General features: G+C 74.2%; 16 protein-coding genes. 6 read left to right on the top strand and 10 right to left on the bottom strand.

All coding sequences use genetic code 11. The features are described 5' to 3' along the window. Positions 1 to 102: 102 nt before the first annotated feature. The gene (gene typA / locus RMN56_RS21530) at positions 103 to 1,971 is read left to right on the top strand and encodes a translational GTPase TypA (RefSeq protein ID WP_313719326.1); all 1,869 of its coding nucleotides are present in this window, start codon (positions 103 to 105) and stop codon (positions 1,969 to 1,971) included. Between the two features lie 200 nt (positions 1,972 to 2,171). Here the strand turns inward: typA and RMN56_RS21525 are convergent, their stop codons facing one another. Next, positions 2,172 to 2,834, bottom strand: coding sequence for a class I SAM-dependent methyltransferase (locus tag RMN56_RS21525; RefSeq protein WP_313719325.1), 663 nt, complete (start codon positions 2,832 to 2,834; stop codon positions 2,172 to 2,174). Positions 2,835 to 2,900: 66 nt separating this feature from the next. On the opposite strand from RMN56_RS21525, the gene RMN56_RS21520 reads away from it, so the two are divergent. Continuing rightward, positions 2,901 to 3,767, top strand: coding sequence for a serine hydrolase (locus RMN56_RS21520; protein WP_313719324.1), 867 nt, complete (start codon positions 2,901 to 2,903; stop codon positions 3,765 to 3,767). 4 nt (positions 3,768 to 3,771) lie between these two features. Here RMN56_RS21520 and RMN56_RS21515 read toward each other — a convergent pair whose 3' ends face one another. Continuing rightward, positions 3,772 to 4,566: a tyrosine-protein phosphatase gene (locus RMN56_RS21515; protein WP_313719323.1), complete on the bottom strand. Its 795-nt coding sequence runs from the start codon at positions 4,564 to 4,566 to the stop codon at positions 3,772 to 3,774. Positions 4,567 to 4,613: 47 nt separating this feature from the next. Between RMN56_RS21515 and RMN56_RS21510 the strand changes: the two genes are divergently transcribed. Both RMN56_RS21510 and RMN56_RS21505 read left to right on the top strand, forming a co-directional pair. After that, positions 4,614 to 5,711, top strand: a complete 1,098-nt coding sequence (locus RMN56_RS21510; RefSeq protein ID WP_313719322.1) for a mandelate racemase/muconate lactonizing enzyme family protein — start codon at positions 4,614 to 4,616, stop codon at positions 5,709 to 5,711. A 43-nt stretch (positions 5,712 to 5,754) separates the two neighbouring features. After that, positions 5,755 to 6,672, top strand: coding sequence for a C40 family peptidase (locus RMN56_RS21505; RefSeq protein WP_313719321.1), 918 nt, complete (start codon positions 5,755 to 5,757; stop codon positions 6,670 to 6,672). A gap of 60 nt (positions 6,673 to 6,732) precedes the next feature. On the opposite strand, the gene RMN56_RS21500 is transcribed toward RMN56_RS21505, so the two are convergent. From RMN56_RS21500 to pnuC, 3 genes are all read right to left on the bottom strand, one after another. Continuing rightward, entirely contained in the window at positions 6,733 to 7,731 is a 999-nt protein-coding gene (locus tag RMN56_RS21500; RefSeq protein WP_313719320.1) for a TerC family protein, read from the bottom strand. 357 nt (positions 7,732 to 8,088) lie between these two features. Beyond that, positions 8,089 to 9,171, bottom strand: a complete 1,083-nt coding sequence (locus tag RMN56_RS21495; RefSeq protein WP_313719319.1) for an AAA family ATPase — start codon at positions 9,169 to 9,171, stop codon at positions 8,089 to 8,091. Beyond that, on the bottom strand, positions 9,168 to 9,821 hold the full coding sequence (pnuC, locus tag RMN56_RS21490; RefSeq protein WP_313719318.1) for a nicotinamide riboside transporter PnuC: 654 nt from the start codon (positions 9,819 to 9,821) through the stop codon (positions 9,168 to 9,170). Before pnuC ends, RMN56_RS21495 begins: the two co-directional genes overlap by 4 nt. A 102-nt stretch (positions 9,822 to 9,923) precedes the next feature. Here pnuC and RMN56_RS21485 point away from each other — a divergent pair, with 102 nt between their 5' ends. After that, positions 9,924 to 10,217 (top strand): antibiotic biosynthesis monooxygenase family protein, encoded by a 294-nt coding sequence (locus RMN56_RS21485; protein ID WP_313719317.1) that lies wholly within the window; start codon positions 9,924 to 9,926, stop codon positions 10,215 to 10,217. 120 nt (positions 10,218 to 10,337) lie between these two features. Here RMN56_RS21485 and RMN56_RS21480 read toward each other — a convergent pair whose 3' ends face one another. The 4 genes from RMN56_RS21480 to uvrB form a co-directional block, all read right to left on the bottom strand. Then, the gene (locus RMN56_RS21480; RefSeq protein ID WP_313719316.1) at positions 10,338 to 11,237 is read right to left on the bottom strand and encodes a DUF5753 domain-containing protein; all 900 of its coding nucleotides are present in this window, start codon (positions 11,235 to 11,237) and stop codon (positions 10,338 to 10,340) included. 80 nt (positions 11,238 to 11,317) lie between these two features. After that, the gene (locus tag RMN56_RS21475; protein ID WP_313719315.1) at positions 11,318 to 11,686 is read right to left on the bottom strand and encodes a VOC family protein; all 369 of its coding nucleotides are present in this window, start codon (positions 11,684 to 11,686) and stop codon (positions 11,318 to 11,320) included. Positions 11,687 to 11,711: 25 nt separating this feature from the next. Beyond that, positions 11,712 to 12,533: a helix-turn-helix domain-containing protein gene (locus tag RMN56_RS21470; RefSeq protein WP_313719313.1), complete on the bottom strand. Its 822-nt coding sequence runs from the start codon at positions 12,531 to 12,533 to the stop codon at positions 11,712 to 11,714. Positions 12,534 to 12,558: 25 nt separating this feature from the next. Beyond that, positions 12,559 to 14,667 carry an excinuclease ABC subunit UvrB gene (gene uvrB / locus RMN56_RS21465; RefSeq protein WP_313719312.1) on the bottom strand — a complete coding sequence of 703 codons (2,109 nt, stop codon included), beginning with the start codon at positions 14,665 to 14,667 and terminating at the stop codon, positions 12,559 to 12,561. Positions 14,668 to 14,886: 219 nt separating this feature from the next. Between uvrB and RMN56_RS21460 the strand changes: the two genes are divergently transcribed. After that, positions 14,887 to 16,476 carry a hypothetical protein gene (locus tag RMN56_RS21460; RefSeq protein WP_313719311.1) on the top strand — a complete coding sequence of 530 codons (1,590 nt, stop codon included), beginning with the start codon at positions 14,887 to 14,889 and terminating at the stop codon, positions 16,474 to 16,476. A 6-nt stretch (positions 16,477 to 16,482) separates the two neighbouring features. On the opposite strand, the gene coaE is transcribed toward RMN56_RS21460, so the two are convergent. Beyond that, positions 16,483 to 17,661: a dephospho-CoA kinase gene (coaE, locus tag RMN56_RS21455; RefSeq protein WP_313719310.1), complete on the bottom strand. Its 1,179-nt coding sequence runs from the start codon at positions 17,659 to 17,661 to the stop codon at positions 16,483 to 16,485. Positions 17,662 to 17,754 lie beyond the last annotated feature (93 nt).

The following is a 17,754-nucleotide window of genomic DNA, read 5'->3' as shown; positions in this document are numbered from 1 at the left end:
AGTCCCTGGAACGGTCGGGACAGCACTTTCGGCAGAGATCCGGGCGATCTCGGGGTGACCCCGAGGCGTGCCCCGGCAACCGCAGACAGGAGTATGGAGGGTATGCAGCTTCGCACCGACCTCCGCAACGTCGCCATCATCGCCCACGTCGACCACGGCAAGACGACCCTGGTCGACGCCATGTTGCGGCAGGCCGGCGCCTACGGCGCCCGTGGTGAGGACACCGAGCGGGTCATGGACTCGATGGACCTCGAGCGGGAAAAGGGCATCACCATCCTGGCCAAGAACACCGGCGTGCGGTACATGCCGGCGGACGGCTCCGACGCGGTCACCATCAACATCATCGACACCCCCGGCCACGCCGACTTCGGCGGCGAGGTGGAGCGCGGCCTGACCATGGTCGACGGGGTGGTGCTGCTGGTCGACGCCAGCGAGGGCCCGCTGCCGCAGACCCGGTTCGTGCTGCGCAAGGCCCTCAAGGCCCGGATGCCGATCATCTTGGTGATCAACAAGGTGGACCGGCCGGACGCCCGGATCAAGGAGGTCGTGGACGACACCTACGAGCTCTTCCTCGACCTGGACGCCGACGAGGAGCAGATCGACTTCCCGATCGTCTACGCCTGCGCCCGCGACGGCATCGCCTCGCTGACCCAGCCGGCCGACGGCTCGGTGCCCGACGACAGCCACAGCCTGGAGCCGCTGTTCCGCACCCTGCTGGACACCATCCCGGCCCCCGCGTACGAGGAGGACGCGCCGCTGCAGGCGCACGTCACCAACCTCGACGCCTCGCCGTTCCTCGGCCGGCTGGCGCTGTGCCGGGTCCGCCAGGGCACCATCAGCAAGGGCCAGACGGTCACCTGGTGCCGCACCGACGGCAGCAGCCAGCGGGTCCGCATCTCGGAGCTGCTGATGACCGAGGGCCTGGAGCGCAAGCCGGCCGACAGCGCCGGCCCGGGCGACATCATCGCGGTCGCCGGCATCCCGGAGATCATGATCGGCGAGACCCTGGCCGACGCCGAGAACCCGATCCCGCTGCCGCTGATCACCGTCGACGAGCCGGCCATCTCGATGACCATCGGCACCAACACCTCGCCGCTGGTCGGCCGGGTCAAGGGCGCCAAGGTCACCGCCCGGATGGTCAAGGACCGGCTCGACAAGGAGCTCGTCGGCAACGTGTCGCTGCGGGTGCTGCCCACCGAGCGGCCGGACGCCTGGGAGGTGCAGGGCCGCGGTGAGCTGGCCCTGGCCATCCTGGTCGAGCAGATGCGCCGCGAGTCCTACGAGCTGACCGTCGGCAAGCCGCAGGTGGTCACCAAGGAGATCGACGGGAAGACCTGCGAGCCGGTCGAGCGGCTGACCATCGACGCCCCGGAGGAGTACCTGGGCGCGATCACGCAGCTCCTCGCCACCCGCAAGGGCCGGATGGAACAGCTGGTCAACCACGGCACCGGCTGGATCCGGATGGAGTGGCTGGTCCCGGCGCGCGGCCTGATCGGCTTCCGCACCGAGTTCCTCACCGACACCCGGGGCACCGGCATCCTGCACCACGTCTTCGAGTCGTACGAGCCGTGGTTCGGCGAGCTGCGGACCCGGCAGAACGGTTCGCTGGTCGCCGACCGCGCCGGCGCGGTCACCTCGTTCGCAATGATCAACCTGCAGGAGCGCGGCCAGCTCTTCGTCGAGCCGACCACCGAGGTGTACGAGGGCATGATCGTCGGGGAGAACTCCCGCTCCGACGACATGGACGTCAACATCACCAAGGAGAAGAAGCTCACCAACATGCGGGCCTCGACCTCCGACGAGACCGAGAAGCTGATCCCGCCGCGCAAGCTGTCGCTGGAGCAGGCCCTCGAGTTCTGCCGCGAGGACGAGTGCGTCGAGGTGACCCCGACCGCGGTGCGGATCCGCAAGGTGGTGCTGGACCAGACCCAGCGCGGCCGGATGGCCGCCCGCCGCAAGCACGCCGGCTGACCACACACGCCCCACCCGGAGCCCGGCCCGCCCTCGGCGGACCGGGCTCCACCCATTCCCGCCCTCCCTCCCCCTGGCCCCCTCCCCACCCGGCCTCCGCCCACCGCCCTCGATCATGAAGTTGGCGGCAGTTTCGGAGATCGACACCGCCGCTAACCTCATGATCAACGGGTCAGGGCGGTGAGGTGGTGGAGGTGGGGTCAGGGTTTGGTGGCCTGGAGGGCGAGGATGTCGGGGACCGGGCCGGAGCCGGACTCGCGGACGGCGGTCAGCGTCAGGCCGGCGGCGGTGACCGCGTTGAGCAGGTCGGCCAGGGGCAGGTGCCAGGCGCCGACCCGGGCGCGCACGCCGACCGTGTTCCAGGACCGGAAGCTGCGCTCCCGCTCGGCGTACCCGCCGTCGATCACGGCCCGCCCCGGCTCGGAGCGGTCGGCGAACGCCCCGACGAAGCAGGGGTGCACGCCGACGTGGACCAGCCGCCCGCCGGGCGCCAGCACCCGGGCCGCCTCGGCGATCGCCGCCGGGTAGTCGGGCATGTCCGTGTGGGCGAGCACGCAGGCCACCGCCGGCACGGCGCCGGCCGGCAGGGGCAGCGCGGTCGCGTCGCCCCGGGCCACCGGAAGGCGCCCCCGCGCGTGGCGCAGCTGCCCGCCCGACAGGTCCACCCCGACCGGCCGCCACCCCAGCCGGCGCAGCTCGGCGGCGTGCGCCCCGGTGCCGCAGCACAGGTCCAGGCAGCGCCCGGCACCGTGACCGAGCAGCTCGGCCAGCACCGACCGGACCCGGTCGCTGTAGTCGGTGGCGGTGGTCGTGACGTAGTCGTCGTACCAGTCGGCGATGGCGTCGTACGCGGCGGTCGTCATCTCCGCACGCTAGACCCGGGCCGGGCCGCACCGCAGCCCCCGCGATGATCCGCTACGGTCACCGGCATGATCTGGGAGGAACTCGACGCGCACCTGGACAAGGTGCCCGGCACCGTCTCGGCGTACGTGGGGCGGCTCGGCGCCTCGCCCACCTGGACGCGGCACGCCGACGCCACCCACTACGCGGCCAGCACCATGAAGGTCGCCGTGCTGGTGGCGCTGCACCGCGCCGCCGAGGCCGGCCGGCTGGACCTGGACCGGCCGGTCCCCGTGCGCAACAGCTTCGAGTCCGCCCTGCCCGGCACGCCGAGCTTCAGCAACGCCCAGCACTACGACAACGACGACGCGGTCTGGGCGCGGGTGGGCGGTGAGGCACCGCTGCGCTGGCTCGCCGAACGGATGATCGTCCGCTCCAGCAACCTGGCCACCAACGTCTGCATCGCGCAGGTCGGACTGCCCGCCGTGGCCGAGGCCTGGACGCTGGCCGGGGCCCGGCACAGCGTCACGGGCCGGGGCATCGAGGACTTCGCGGCCCGCGACGCCGGCATCGACAACCTGGTCACCGCCGCCGACCTGGCCGCGCTGCTCGGGGGCCTGACGCTCGGCGCCGGCCGGCCCGGCCCGCTGGCCTCGCCGGCCGGCTGCGCGGCCATGCTGGACGTGCTGTTCGCCCAGGAGCACCGCGAGGACCTCGCCGCCGGGCTGCCCGAGGGGACCCGGATCGCGCACAAGAACGGCTGGGTACGCGGCGTCCGGCACGGCGCCGGCGTGGTCTTCCCCGACGACGCCCCGCCGTACGCCGTCGTGGTCTGCACCACCACCGAGCTGGCCGACGGCGGGCCGAGCGGCGAGGAGGTCGAGGACGACGCCTGCCGCCTGATCGCGCACGTCTCCGAGCGGGTCTGGGCGGCCCGGCACGACCTGGCCGGGTGACCGGTCACTCCAGCAGGTTCGCCCGCAACGCGGCCAGCGTCCGGTCGGTCAGCCCCAGCCCGTCGCGCAGGTACGCGTCGAAGGTGCCGTGCACGCGGCGCACCTCGTCATAGGCGGCGTCCAGGTATTCCGGCCGCACCTCCAGCAGCGGCCGGGCGACCGCCGGGTCCAGGTTCGGCCGGCGGCGGGTCATGGCGGCCAGCAGCACCTCGCGCAGGCTCTCGGTCAGCTCGTTGTGCCGCAGGTAGTCCGCCCGGATCGCCGGCTCGTCCACCCCGAGCGCGGTGAGCAGCACCACCGCCAGCCAGCCCGTGCGGTCCTTACCGGCCGAACAGTGGAACAGCAGCGGCAGGTTCGCGCCGTCGGCGGCCAGCCGCACCGCCGTCCCGAACCCCGCCCGGGCCGACTCGCCGGTGACGAACCAGCGGTAGATGGCCGCCATCGCCCCCGGCATGCCCTCCCGGGCCAGCTCCTCGTACGCGTCGAGGTCGTGGCCGAGCAGCACCGCCGAGACGTAGGTGAACACCGGGTGGGCCGCGTCGTAGACCGGCAGGTGCACCACCCGCGGCTCGCCGGCCAGGCGGTCGGGCGGCGCGACCGCCTGCTCGGTGGCGTGCCGCAGGTCCACCACGCAGGCCGGGGCCAGCTTGCCCAGCACCGGCAGGTCCTCGTCGGTGAGCCGGCCGAGCGCCGCGGTGCGGAGCAGCCGGCCGGCGCGTACCCGCCGCCCGTCCCTGGTGGGCAGCCCGCCCAGGTCACGGGCGTTCGGCGCGCCCACCAGCTCCCAGTCCCGCCTCATCGTCGGCCCTCCCCTGTTCGCCACCGGCTCCGTATAGGGTGCCGCACATGACGATCGCCGCGGTACGCACCCACCGGCTCTCGGCCCCCTTACACACCCCGTTCGTCACCGCGCTGCGCCGCACCACCACCGTGGACACCCTGGTCGTCGAGGTGGTGGACGCCGACGGCCGCTCGGGTTTCGGCGAGGCGCCGCAGGTCTGGCAGGTGACCGGCGCGTCGGTCGCCGGCGCCGAGGCGTGCGTCCGGCAACTGCTCGGGCCGCTGCTGACCGGGCGGGACGCCGACGACCTCCAGGCCCGCTGCGCCGAGGTGCGCCGGGCCGTGGTGGGCAACGAGTCGGCCCAGGCGGCCGTCGACGTCGCCCTGCACGACCTGGCCGCGCGGCGGCTCGGCGTACCCCTGGTGCGGTTGCTCGGCGGCACCACCCTGCGCGTCCCGACGGACGTCACGCTGGCCGCGGGGGACGCGGTGGACCTGGCGGCGGCGGCCACCCGGCGCCGGGCCGAGGGGTTCACCGTGCTGAAGCTCAAGGTCGGCACGGACGCGCCGGGCGACCTGGACCGGGTCCGCGCGGTCCGCGCCGCGGTGGGGCCCGACGTGCGGATCCGGCTGGACGCCAACCAGGGCTGGACGCCGCGCGAGGCCGTCCGGGTGATCCGCGGGATCGAGGACGCCGGGCTGGACGTCGAGCTGGTCGAGCAGCCGGTGCACCGGCGGGACCTGGACGGGCTGGCCTGGGTCAGCGACCGGGTGGAGCTGCCGATCCTCGCCGACGAGTCGGTCTTCGACCTGCGCGACCTGGTCGAGGTGATCCGGCGGCGGGCGGCCGACATGGTCAACGTCAAGCTGGCCAAGTGCGGCGGGTTGCACACCGCGCGGACGCTGCTCGACCTGGCCGCCGCGCACGGCATGGGCACCATCGTGGGCTCGATGATGGAGAGCCAGGTGGGCCTCGGCGCGGCGGCGAGCCTGGTCGCCGCCTACGGCACCACGGCCGTGTCGGACCTCGACGCCGCCTGGTGGCTGGCCTGGTCGCCGGTCGCCGGCGGGATCCGGTACGACGGCGCGACCGTCGTGCTGCCGGACGCGCCCGGCCTCGGGATCGCCAACGTGAGTGAAGCAAAGGTTCAATCGCATGGTTGAGCGCCGTTGGAATTTTTCATAGGGTCGTGAGGTGGGGGTGGGCATGAAGCTTCAACCGGGCCGCGAGGCCGTCGTCCGGGTCCCGGTGGCGACCCTCTGGGCCAGCCCCGAGGCGGTCCGCCCCGTCGACCGCCCCGCGCTGGACGATCCGCCGGACGTCGCCGCCTGGATCGCCGGCATGGACCGCGACCAGCAGGTCGGCGACTGCGTCCTGACCCAGCTGCTGCTCGGCGAGCGGGTGCTGGTCACCGAGCTGCGCGCGGACGGCTGGGCACACGTCGTCGCCCTGGCGCAGCCCGCCCCCAAGCTCGACGTACGCGGCTATCCGGGGTGGCTGCCCGCCGCCCAGCTCAGCGCCCCGGCGGAGTCCGGTTCACCGGCCACCCCGCTGGTCGTGGACACCGCACACACCGCGCTGCGCGCCGTCCCCGACGGCCCGCCGGTCCTGGCCGGCGTGGTCCTCGGCACCCGCCTGGCCCCGGCCGGGCGGCCCGTGGACGGCTGGCGGCCGGTCCTCGCGCCCGGTCGGGCCGACCCGCTCTGGGCCCCGGAGGGCGACCTGGTCCCGCTGCCCGCCGAGCGGCCGGAGGCCAAGGAGGTGCTCGCCCTCGCCGAGCGCCTGCGCGACCTGATCTACATCTGGGGCGGGCTGTCCACCGACGGCATCGACTGCTCGGGTCTGGTGCACCTGGCCTGGCGCCGGCACGGCCTGACCCTGCCCCGGGACGCCGACGACCAGGCGGAGGCGACCACTCCCCTGGCGCTGGGCGAGGAACGCCCCGGCGACCTCTACTTCTTCGCCCGGCCCGGCCGGCGGATCCACCACGTCGGCATCGTCAGCACCGAGCCGCAGGGCGAGGTGCGGCGGATGCTGCACGCCTGCTACGTGAAGCGCCGGGTCGTCGAGGAGCGGCTCCCGCCGGACCGGGAGGCCACCCTGGTCGGGGCGCACCGCATCTGACCCCCGTACGCCGAAAGGGGTGCCCCCGACCGCGGGGCGCCCCTTTCGTGTGCGGTCCGGTCAGCGACGGGCCTCGGCCAGCTCGCGGCGCCGGTCCCGGGACGACTTGACCAGGCTGGCCACGGTGGCCGCGGCCAGGGTGCCCAGGATGACGGTGAGCGACAGCCAGATCGGAATGTGCGGGGCCCAGCCCACGTGCTCGCCGCCGTTGACGAACGGCAGGTTGTTGTCGGCGAGGGCCTCCAGGACCAGCTTGACCCCGATGAAGCCGAGCACCACGGCCAGGCCGTAGCTCAGGTAGATCAGGCGGTCCAGCAGGCCGCCGAGCAGGAAGTAGAGCTGCCGCAGCCCCATCAGCGCGAACACGTTCGCGGTGAAGACCAGGTACGGCTCCTGGGTGATGCCGAAGATCGCCGGGATCGAGTCGAGGGCGAAGATCAGGTCGGTGGTGCCGATCGCGATCATCACGATCAGCATCGGGGTGAACAGCCGCCGCCCGTTCTCGTGGGTGGTCATCCGCGCCCCGTCGAAGTCCCGGGACAGCGGCAACGCCTTGCGGCTCCACCGGATCAGCACGTTCTCGCTGAACTCGTCCTCGTCCGGCTCACCCTGGCGGGCCAGGTTGACCGCCGTGTAGATCAGGAACGCGCCGAAGATGTAGAACACCCAGGAGAACTGGGAGATCAGCGCCGCGCCGGCGGCGATGAAGCCACCCCGCATGACCAGCGCCAGCAGGATGCCGATGAGCAGCACCTTCTGCTGATACTGCCGGGGCACCCCGAAGCGCGCCATGATGATCACGAAGACGAAGAGGTTGTCCACCGAGAGGCTGTACTCGGTGAGCCACCCGGTGTAGAACTGGCCCGCAATGCTGGGGCCTGAGGTGAGCCACAGGCCCGCCCCGAAGAGCAGGGCCAGCCCCACGTACAAGCCGACCCACAGGCTCGACTCGCGGACGCTGGGCTCGTGCGGGCGGCGACCGATGATGAACAGGTCGACCAGCAGGACCGCGGTCATCCCGACCAGGGTTCCCGCCCACACCCATCCGGACACGTTCAAATCCATCCTCCGGCAGACACACAGCGTCGGGCACACCGTACGCCGGGTGAGGAGCCGGGGTGCGTCGACGCTGACTCTGGTGACTGTCGGAGGTCTCTTCCGCCACCGACCCCGAAGGGTCGCTGACCGACGGAGCCGGGTCGTGCCACCGGGGGGCCGGCGCGCTTCCGTGCTGACGACTCCGTCGCGGGGGAATACTCCCCTCCTCGGCCGCCATTGTTCACCATCGGCCCGGGTCGCCGCATCTTCGGGGGTCCCGTTTGCCGGGGTAAGGGTCTTCTGGTGTGGGGCAGGTCTCGCGGCGCACGGCGTCCTAGGAGGCTAGGGATCCACCTGGGGCCCCTCGCGCGCCGGGTCCTACAAGGCCGGAAGCAGCGGGTCGGTGAAGGACCAGCCGGCGGCCAGCAGGGCGTCGCAGGCGGCGACGGCCGCCGCCAGCCGCTCCTCGTGCGGCCCGCGCAGCTCGACCACCGGCACCCCGCAGCCGGCCAGCTCCTCCCGGAACCGCCCGGTCATCCAGCCCCGCAGGTGCTCACCGTCGCGCAGCCCGTCGTCGGCGAAGGGCACCCCCTCGTGGCCGGTCAGCAGGTACAGCGCCGGCCGGCGGGCGGCCACCCGGACCGCCTCCGACGAGGACCCCAGGTAGCGCTCCTCCCAGATCGCGGTGGCCCGCGCGTCGGTGTCGCAGAACAGCAGTGGGCCGCTGGTGCGGGCCGCCGCGTCCTCGGCGGCCTGCTGCGCCCGGACCACCTCGACGAAGTCGGCCCGGTCCCACGTGACGTCGAAGATCGTCGCGTCCGGCCGGACGCGCCGCAGCCCGGCGAGCTTGCGCTCGGTCAGCTCGCGGCCGTACTCCGGGACCCAGGCGGTGCCGTAGTGGGCGGCGAGCGCCGCCGCCATCGTCGTGGTGCCGGTCGACTCGGCCCCGACCACCACGACCCGGCGGACCAGCCACGCCCGCACCGGCGGGCTCAGGCGCCGCCAGTGCGCCACCGGGTCCGCGCGCACCGCGGTGCCGGAGACCGGCACCACCCGCCGGTCCAGGTCGACGCAGACCGCGACCGCGTCGAAACGACGGGCCAACTCCGTCCCGTACGCCTCGGAGGAGAAGACCGCATCCACCGGCTCCCCGCCGAGCGCGTCGGCGAACACCGCGCAGTGCAGGTCCCAGATCGCCGGGTCGGCGTAGTCGACCGGGTGGTCGTCGTAGCGGCCGACGAACCGCACCCACGGCGTGGCGGCGTGCGCCTCGCGCAGCCAGGCGACCCGCAGGTCGAGCGGGATCGACTCGCGCCGGGACGGCGCGACCACCACGGTGACCGCCGCGCACCGGGCCGCGGCCGCCTCGACGAGCGCGTGGTGCCCGGCGTGCGGCGGGTAGAACTTGCCCACCACCAGGCCGTGCCGGAACTCCCGGCCCGGCCCGCTCCCCCCGCTCACGCGGCGACGGGGGCCGGGCCGGGCGGCACCGGGATCGCCGCCGACCGCCGGCGCAGGTCCGCCCGCCACTCCCGCAGGCCGACCACGCAGAGCGCCAGGAAGATCAGGTAGAGGCCGCCGGTCAGCCAGAGTCCCTTGTACGCGTAGAGCGGGATGTAGATCAGGTCGGCGGCGATCCACAGCCACCAGCTCTCCACCAGCTTGCGGGTCTGGCCGTAGGTGGCCAGCAGCGACAGCGCGGTGGTGACCGCGTCGGCCAGCGGCACCGTGGAGTCGGTGGCCCGGTCCAGCAACGCCCAGAGCCCGGCCGTGAGCAGCACCCCGGCCACCCCGAGCGCCCACCACTCCCGCCGGCCGGTACGGGCCACGGTCAGCCGGCTCCGCCGCTCCCCGCCGAAGAGCCAGTGCCACCAGCCGTACAGGCCGAGGACGACGTAGACGATCTGGAGGCCGGCGTCGGCGTACAGGCCGGCGGTCCAGAACAGCAGCATGAGCAGCAGCACGTTGGCGATGCCGATCGGCCAGTTGGCGATGTGCTGCCGGGCCACCAGCCAGACGTTGACCACACCGGTGGCGAAGCCGAGCAACTCGGCCCAGGTGGTGCCGGCGCCCAGGACCGTGAACGCCGTGGCGGTGAGCCAGTCGAGCATCTGTTCCTCCCCGTTTCCCGCGCGAACACCCTAGAGGCGGTGTGGCGCGGGGAACAGCCCCCGGGGCGTACCCGCCGACGGGCGGCGTGCGAGGCTTCGGGCATGGTTCTTGAGGTCGCGCTCATCGACGTGACGCCCGGACACGAGGACGACTTCGCCGCCGCGTACGCGACGGCGCGCCCGATCCTCGCCGGCACCGAGGGTTGCCGCTCGGTGCGGATGACCCGCGGCGTCGAGTCGCCGTCCCGGTTCGTGCTGCTGGTCGAGTGGGACTCGGTCGAGGCGCACGACGTCAACTTCCGGCAGAGCGAGCGCTTCGCGCAGTGGCGGGCACTGATCGGCCCGCACTTCGCCGGCCCGCCGCTCGTCGAGCACTTCGTCGACGTGCCCGCCTGACGCTGTCGTACCCCTGGCATAGCCTGCGCGCGACGCGCCGGCCGCCGGTACCCGACGGGCATCGGGGGCGCCGGACCCGGCGGCCGCGCGCCCGACGCCGCGCCGGGCTGACGGGCCCGCTCAGTCTGCCTCGCGCGGTTCGCGGGGCCGGGGCACCGGCGCGGGGCCGAGCCGGCGGGTCAGCAGCTCCACCGTCTCCTCCTCCGGCAGCGCCGCCAGGAGCAGCCAGTCGACCAGCTGCTCGTAGCGGGCGACGTCCGCCTCGGTCACCAGCCGCAGGTCGGTGGTGAGCGTCTCCACGAGCACCGTGCGCGGGTCGGCCGGGTCCGGATACGCGTAGTAGGAGAACGGCGCGAGCGGATGCAGGTCGCCGTGGGGCGCCGCGTCGCGGGGCAGCAGCCGGACGGTCACGTGCGGCCACTCGGCGAGGACGGCCAGGTGCCGGATCTGCTCCCGCCACACCTCGGCGGGGAGGCTGCCCGGGTCGCAGGCACGTTCGTCGATCAGCGCGGTGTAGTGCGGCGGGTCGGGCCGGCGCAGCACCTCCTGGCGCACCGCCCGGGCACGGACATCGGCCTCCACGTCGACGTCCTCGGCGAGCAGCGCGCCGGCCGACACCCGCAGCCGGGCGTACTCGGGGGTCTGGAGCAGCCCGGGCACCAGCACCGGCTGGTAGTCCACGATGCGGACGGCGCCCGCCTCCAGCTCCGCGTACGCCCGCTGCCGCTCCCCCATCTCACCCAGCGCCCGGGACCAGCCGCGGCCGGTGGCCGCGTCCCGCGCGATGACGATCAGCTCGTCCCGCTGGTGGGGTGGCACGCCGTAGACGTCGAGCAGGTCGAGCACGTCGGCCAGGTCCGGCCGGCTCTGCCCCAGCTCGATGCGGGACAGCTTCGATGTGGATGCCCAGCCGAGCCGGCCGCACACCTGCTCCAGGGTGAGCGACTCCCGGCGGCGCAGCCGGCGCAGCTCCGCGCCGAGCCGCACCCGCCGGACGACAGGACTTGCTGACAACGGCATGTGCGCCTCCCCACCGAGGGAGAGTACGCATGACCGTCACGCAGGGCAATACCTTGCTCGCGCAGAGCTATGGCCGGCCGTCAGGGACGGTAGGTGCCGAAGGACCAGACCAGGCCGGCCAGATCGCGGGCGGCGTAGTCGCGGGAGCCGTAGTCGGTGTCGAACGGCGACCGGACGATCTCCGCGCCGGCCGCCCGGGCCCGCTCGTGGTGCGCGTCGACGTCGTCGACGGCCACGTAGACGCGGTAGTCGTCGTCGGCCGGCCGGGTCGCCGGGGCGGGCCCCGGGCCGAGCATGACGAGGCTGCCGCCGTAGCCGAGCTCGGCGTGCCGCACCTCGCCGTCGGGCCCCTCGTGCAGCTCGTGGACGGTGAGGTCGAACGCGGACCGGAGGAAGTCGACGGCGGCACGGGGGTCGGGATACCGGAGGACCGGATAGATGCTTCGCATGGGTCCCAGTGTGCCGCCGGGGGTGTCAGCCCGGATTGGACGAATGTGATCCGGCCAGCGCCGCGGGCGTCGCGCCGGCGAACTCGCGGAACTCCCGGATCAGGTGCGACTGGTCGTAGTAGCCGAGCCGCACGGCCAGCTCCGCCCACCCCGGCCCGGTCTCCCCGCCACCGACCGGCGTGGCGCCCACCATCGCGTACGCCCGCTGGAAGCGCAGCAGCCGGGCGACCGTCTTCGGCGGGAGCCCGAACTCCCGCCGGAACCGGACCGCCAGGTGGCGGCGGCTCCACCCGACCTCGTCGGCCAGCGCGCCGACGCCCAGGCCGCCGCCGCTGGCGGCGAGGAGCCGCCAGGCCCCCACCAGGCGCGGATCGACCGGCCCGGTCACCGCCAGCCGGGCGGCGAACGCGGCGTCGAGCCGGGCGAACCGGCCCGCCCAGTCGGGCAGATCGGCCAGCTCGTCGCGGAGCCGGACCAGCCACCCGCCGAGCCGGTCGACCGGCAGCGCGCGGTTGGCCAGCTCGCCCAGCGGCAGCCCGAGCAGCCGGCGGGCGGCCGGGGCGGTCAGCAGCACCTGCACGCCCATGCCCTCACCGGCCGTACGCGTCACGCACCAGCCGTCGAACGGCCCGGCCAGGAAGGCGCTCGTGCCCCACGCGCCCCGGTCGGCGGCGCGCGGGTCGGTGACGTCGAGCGGGGCGCCCCACCCGAGGATCAGCACCACGAAGGCGCCGGCCGCCTCCCGGCGCACCAGCGGACCGACCGCGTGCTCGCGGTAACCGAGGTAGCGGTCCACGTAGGGCGTGAGCCGGGGGTCGGGAAGCCCGACCACGGCCTCGGTCAGCACGGCGGCCTCCCCCGACCCCGACCTGTCACTTCACCCCGGCGGCGTCCATCCCGCGGAGTTCCTTCTTCAGGTCGGCGACCTCGTCGCGGATCCGGGCGGCCAGCTCGAACTGCAGCTCCCGCGCGGCGGCGAGCATCTGGTCGTTGAGCTCCTGGATGAGGTTGGCCAGGTCGGCCCGGGCCATGCCCTCCCGGGACGGGGTCGCCGCGCCGCCGCGGCTGCGGCTGCGGGTCTCCTTGACCGGCGCCTTGCCCCGCGAGAGCTGCCGGACGGCCCCGCCGACCCGGCTGTTCTCGGTGTCCTCCGCCTCGCGGTAGATGTCGTCGAGGATGTCGTGGATCTTCTTGCGCAGCGGCTCCGGGCTGATCCCGTTGGCCTCGTTGTGCGCGATCTGCTTGGCCCGGCGCCGGTTCGTCTCGTCGATCGCGTCGGCCATCGACGGGGTGATCTTGTCGGCGTACATGTGGACCTGGCCCGAGACGTTACGGGCCGCGCGGCCGATGGTCTGGATCAGCGACCGGCCGCTGCGCAGGAAGCCCTCCTTGTCGGCGTCGAGGATCGCCACCAGGGAGACCTCGGGCAGGTCGAGGCCCTCGCGGAGCAGGTTGATGCCGACCAGCACGTCGTAGTCGCCCTTGCGCAGCTCGCGCAGCAGCTCCACCCGGCGCAGCGTGTCGACCTCGGAGTGCAGGTAGCGCACCCGGATGCCGTTCTCCAGCAGGTAGTCGGAGAGGTCCTCGGCCATCTTCTTGGTCAGCGTGGTGACCAGGACCCGCTCGTCGCGCTCGGTCCGCAGCTTGATCTCGTGCATCAGGTCGTCGATCTGGCCCTTGGTCGGCTTCACGATGACCTCGGGGTCGATCAGGCCGGTGGGGCGGATCACCTGCTCGACGAACTCGCCCTGGGCCTGTTCCAGCTCCCACGGGCCGGGGGTGGCGGAGAGGAAGACCATCTGGCCGACCCGCTCCAGGAACTCGTCGAAGCGCAGCGGCCGGTTGTCGGCCGCGCTGGGCAGCCGGAAGCCGTGGTCGATCAGCATCCGCTTGCGGGAGGCGTCGCCCTCGTACATGCCGCCGATCTGCGGGATGGTCACGTGTGACTCGTCGACCACGGTCAGGAAGTCGTCGGGGAAGTAGTCGAGGAGGCAGTGCGGCGGGCTGCCGGGCAGCCGCCCGTCCATGTGCATCGAGTAGTTCTCGATGCCCGAGCAGAAGCCGACCTGACGCATCATCTCGATGTCGTAGGTGGTGCGCATCCGCAGCCGCTGCGCCTCCAGCAGCTTGCCCTGCCGCTCCAGCTCGGCCAGCCGCTCGCCCAGCTCGGCCTCGATGTCGCGGATCGCCCGCTCCATCCGCTCCGGGCCGGCCGCGTAGTGGGTGGCCGGGAAGATGACCAACTGGTCGACCTCCTTGACCACGTCGCCGGTCAGCGGGTTGAGGTAGTAGAGCTTCTCGATCTCGTCGCCGAACAGCTCGATCCGGACGGCCAGTTCCTCGTAGGCCGGGATGATCTCCAGCGTGTCGCCGCGGACCCGGAAGGTGCCGCGCTGGAAGGCCATGTCGTTGCGCGTGTACTGGATGTCGACCAGCCGGCGCAGCAGCTGGTCACGGTCGAGCTCCTGCCCCACGGCGACCCGCACGGCCCGGTCCAGGTATTCCTCCGGGGTGCCCAGGCCGTAGATCGCCGACACCGTGGCCACCACGATCACGTCGCGCCGGGTGAGCAGCGACATGGTCGCCGAGTGCCGCAGCCGCTCGACCTCCTCGTTGACCGAGGAGTCCTTCTCGATGTAGGTGTCGGTCTGCGGGATGTAGGCCTCGGGCTGGTAGTAGTCGTAGTAGGAGACGAAGTATTCGACCGCGTTCTGCGGCAGCAGCTCGCTGAACTCCTTGGCGAGCTGCGCGGCGAGGGTCTTGTTGGGCGCGAGCACCAGGGTGGGCCGCTGCAGCCGCTCGACCAGCCACGCCGTGGTGGCGCTCTTGCCGGTGCCGGTCGCGCCGAGCAGCACCGTGTTGCGGTCGCCGCGTCGCACACGACGCTCAAGCTCGTCGATGGCTGCCGGCTGGTCACCGGCCGGCTGGAACTCGCTGATGACCTGGAAGCGGCCGTCGAGCCGGGGAATGTCGAGCGCCATGACGTCAACGGTACGCCGGAGCTCCGACACTTCCGGGCCGAGCGCGCACCGTCCCTGATCGGCTTCGATATTCCCATTGTGTGGCTCATCTCACCGGACTACCCTCGTACCGTAGGCCGCTCGCGGCGGCCGACCGGGCAAGGTGGCCGCCCCTTCGGGGCCCGGCCGTCCCCGGCACCGGGGGTCGCAGCACCCGAGAAACCGGCGTGCGCACCCGAGGTGGTCGCGCTCGACGCGCTGACCGGCCGCCGCGAGCGCCCCTGCTTCGTCACCGGAACCCGGCAGCCGCGTTGTGCACTCGTGGAGACCTCTCCCGGACGCGGCCACCGCCGCGCCAGCACCAGCCCGCCCGCCGGCTCCCCCGGCGGTCCACGCGCCGCTGCGGCCAGCACCCCACGGCTGCCCGCCTCCGCCGAGCCCTCCGCCGACCCGGAGGTGGACGGCACCGGCGACGCCGTCGAGCGGCCCAGCCGCCGCCGCGCCGTCCTGATCGCGCTCGCGGCCACCGCCGCGGCCTCGGCGGCCGCTCTGGTCGCCGGGCTGCTGAGCTGGTCGCCCGAGCCGGCCGAGCCCACCGAGGCGGCCCGCCCGCTCACCGCCGCCGAGGCCGACCGGCTGGCCGCCGTGCGGGTCACCAACCAGCGGGACGTCCGTGCCGGGGTCCGGGTCAGCGTGGGTGCGGGGGGTGGCCGTACCGAGCTGGTCGGCTGGGTCGACTGGGCCCGGCCGCTGGTCTACCTGGACGTCAGCGGCCCCGGCGCGGGCGCCGAACGGGGCCTCGTCCAAGCGACCACGTCGACGCTGCTGGTGCGGCCCGATCCCGGCGCGACGTCCGCCCCGGCGCCGCCCCCGCTGGTGCCCCCGGGCGACCGGTGGCGGCTGCGGGAGCTGCCGGGCGGGCGGGGCCTGCCGGCGGTGCGGGACCTGCTGCTCGGGCTCGGCGCGGCCCGCGTCGACCCGGCCGAACCGGAGGCCCACTGGCTGCGCGGGGAGACCCTCGACGGGGTCCCGGTGGACGTCATCCAGGCCCCGCTCGCCACACTCCGGCCGGCCGACCGGAGCACCCCGCCACCAGACCGGCTGCCCCGCCTCTGGGTCGACCGGGACGCCCGGCTCCACCGGCTGGCCGGCCGGCTGCCGGACGGGACCCCGGTGACCGTCGAGCTGGCCCGCGCCGACCGTCCCACGCTGCGCCCGGTGGACGCGCTCGGCGGGCGTCCCGGGCTGCCCCGGGCCCTCACCGACGCCGAGGCCGACCGGCTGGCCCGGTTGCCCGCCCGGCTGCGAGCGGCCGGCGGAGCCGGCCTGACCCTGGCCGCCCCCTCCGCCGACCTGAGCGGCTCCGGGTGGGTGAGCTGGGCGGGCTCCGCCGCGTACCTCTCGACGGTGGGCGGCGACGACCCGGGACGCCGCACGCTGCTGCGGGCACGGCCGGGAAGCGTGGCCCGGCTCGTGATGCCGGCGGGCGGCCCGGCGGCCCCGCCGCTGCCCGCCCCGGCCGGGCTGGTGCGGGTGGGCGGGCGACCGCCCCGCGACGACGTGGAGCGGCTGCTCGACGCCGCGCTGCGAGGCGGCGGCGCGGCCGCCGCGGCGGTCCGGATCCGCGACGACCGGGTGGCGGACCGGACGGTGGACGTCATCGAGGTACGCCCCGGGCTGCGCTGGTGGATCGACCGGAGCGGGCTGCCGCGCCGCCTCGAGCTGCGGACCGGCCGGGGCGTCTGGGTCTGGCTGGACCTCGCGCCCGGGCGGGTGCCGGCGCTGCCCGGCGCCGAGCGGGCGGTCAGCCCGCCGGCGAAACGCCGCTGAGCCCGCTCAGGGCCGCCAGCCGGTCTGCGCGGCCCACTCCTCGGCCCGCAGGTGCTCCTCGTCGAACCAGGGGTCCTTCAACGTGCCGTAGGTGGCGCTGTCCGGCGCCGAGGCGGCCAGCTCCCGCTTGAGCTGCAGGTACGCGGACCGCTGCCCCGGGTCGGCGCGGAGGTGGTCGCGCATCAGCAGCGCATACCGCCAGCCGGGCGAGTCGGCCACCCGCAGGTGCAGGTACACCGGGCGACCCGGGTCGGCGCTGCCGTGCAGCCGCTTCTCCCACCGGCGGCTGCCCGGCGGGCGGGGGTTGTCCCACCAGTCGCCGGGCAACCGGGGAAAGCCGGCGTCGGCCAGCCGATCGGCGAGCGGTCCGTCCGCCTCGGCGAGCGACGGCACGGTGAGCTGGATGTCGATGACGTCCTTGGCGGCCAGCCCGGGCACGGCGGTGGAGCCGATGTGGTCGATCCGCAGCTCGGCGCCGGCCGCGTGCCGGATCCGGGCGGCCAGCCGGGCGTACTGCTGGGGCCACGTCGGGTCGGGCTCGGCGAGCACCACCTGCTCGGGCCGGACGGCGTGACGTTCCCGCACGTTGCGCTCGTAGGGCAGCAGCCGCTCGCGCCAGAGGGCGTCCACGGCGGCGTGCAGGTCGGCCAGCGTGCCGTCGTTGCCGAGCAGCACGTCGGCCGCCGCCTGCCGGCGGGCGTCGTCGGCCTGGGCGGCGATCCGCCGCTCGGCCTCCGCGCGGTCCATGCCGCGGTCGCGGGCCAGCCGCTCCAGCCGGGTGGTCACCGCCGCCTGCACGACGAGCACCAGGTGGTACGTGGGCGCGAGCCCCACCTCGACCAGCAGCGGCACGTCGTTGACCACGACGGCGTCGGAGGGCGCCGCGGCGATCAGCGCGGCGGTGCGAGCGCGGACCCGGGGGTGGGTGATCGCCTCCAGCCGGCGACGGGCGCCCTCGTCACCGAAGACCAGAGCGCCCAGGGCGGCCCGGTCCAGCGCCCCGTCGGCATCGAGGACCGCGTCGGAGAAGGTCGCCACGATCTCGGCGAGGCCCTCGCTGCCCGGGGCGACCACCTCGCGGGCGATCCGGTCCGCGTCGATGATCACCGCGCCGAGCGCGGCCAGCCGGCTGGACACCGCACTCTTGCCGGACCCGATCCCGCCGGTCAACCCCACCCTCAGCACCGGAACAGTCAACCCGATGGCCGTGTCCGGCGCCAACCGGCCCCGGACATGGCGAGGGCCCCGCCCCCGGCGACCCGGTGGTACCGGATCGCG

The organism is Micromonospora halotolerans, from assembly GCF_032108445.1.
Lineage (GTDB): Bacteria > Actinomycetota > Actinomycetes > Mycobacteriales > Micromonosporaceae > Micromonospora > Micromonospora halotolerans.
Note: the sequence above shows the minus strand (reverse complement) of the source record. Positions and strands in the feature narration are given on the sequence as shown.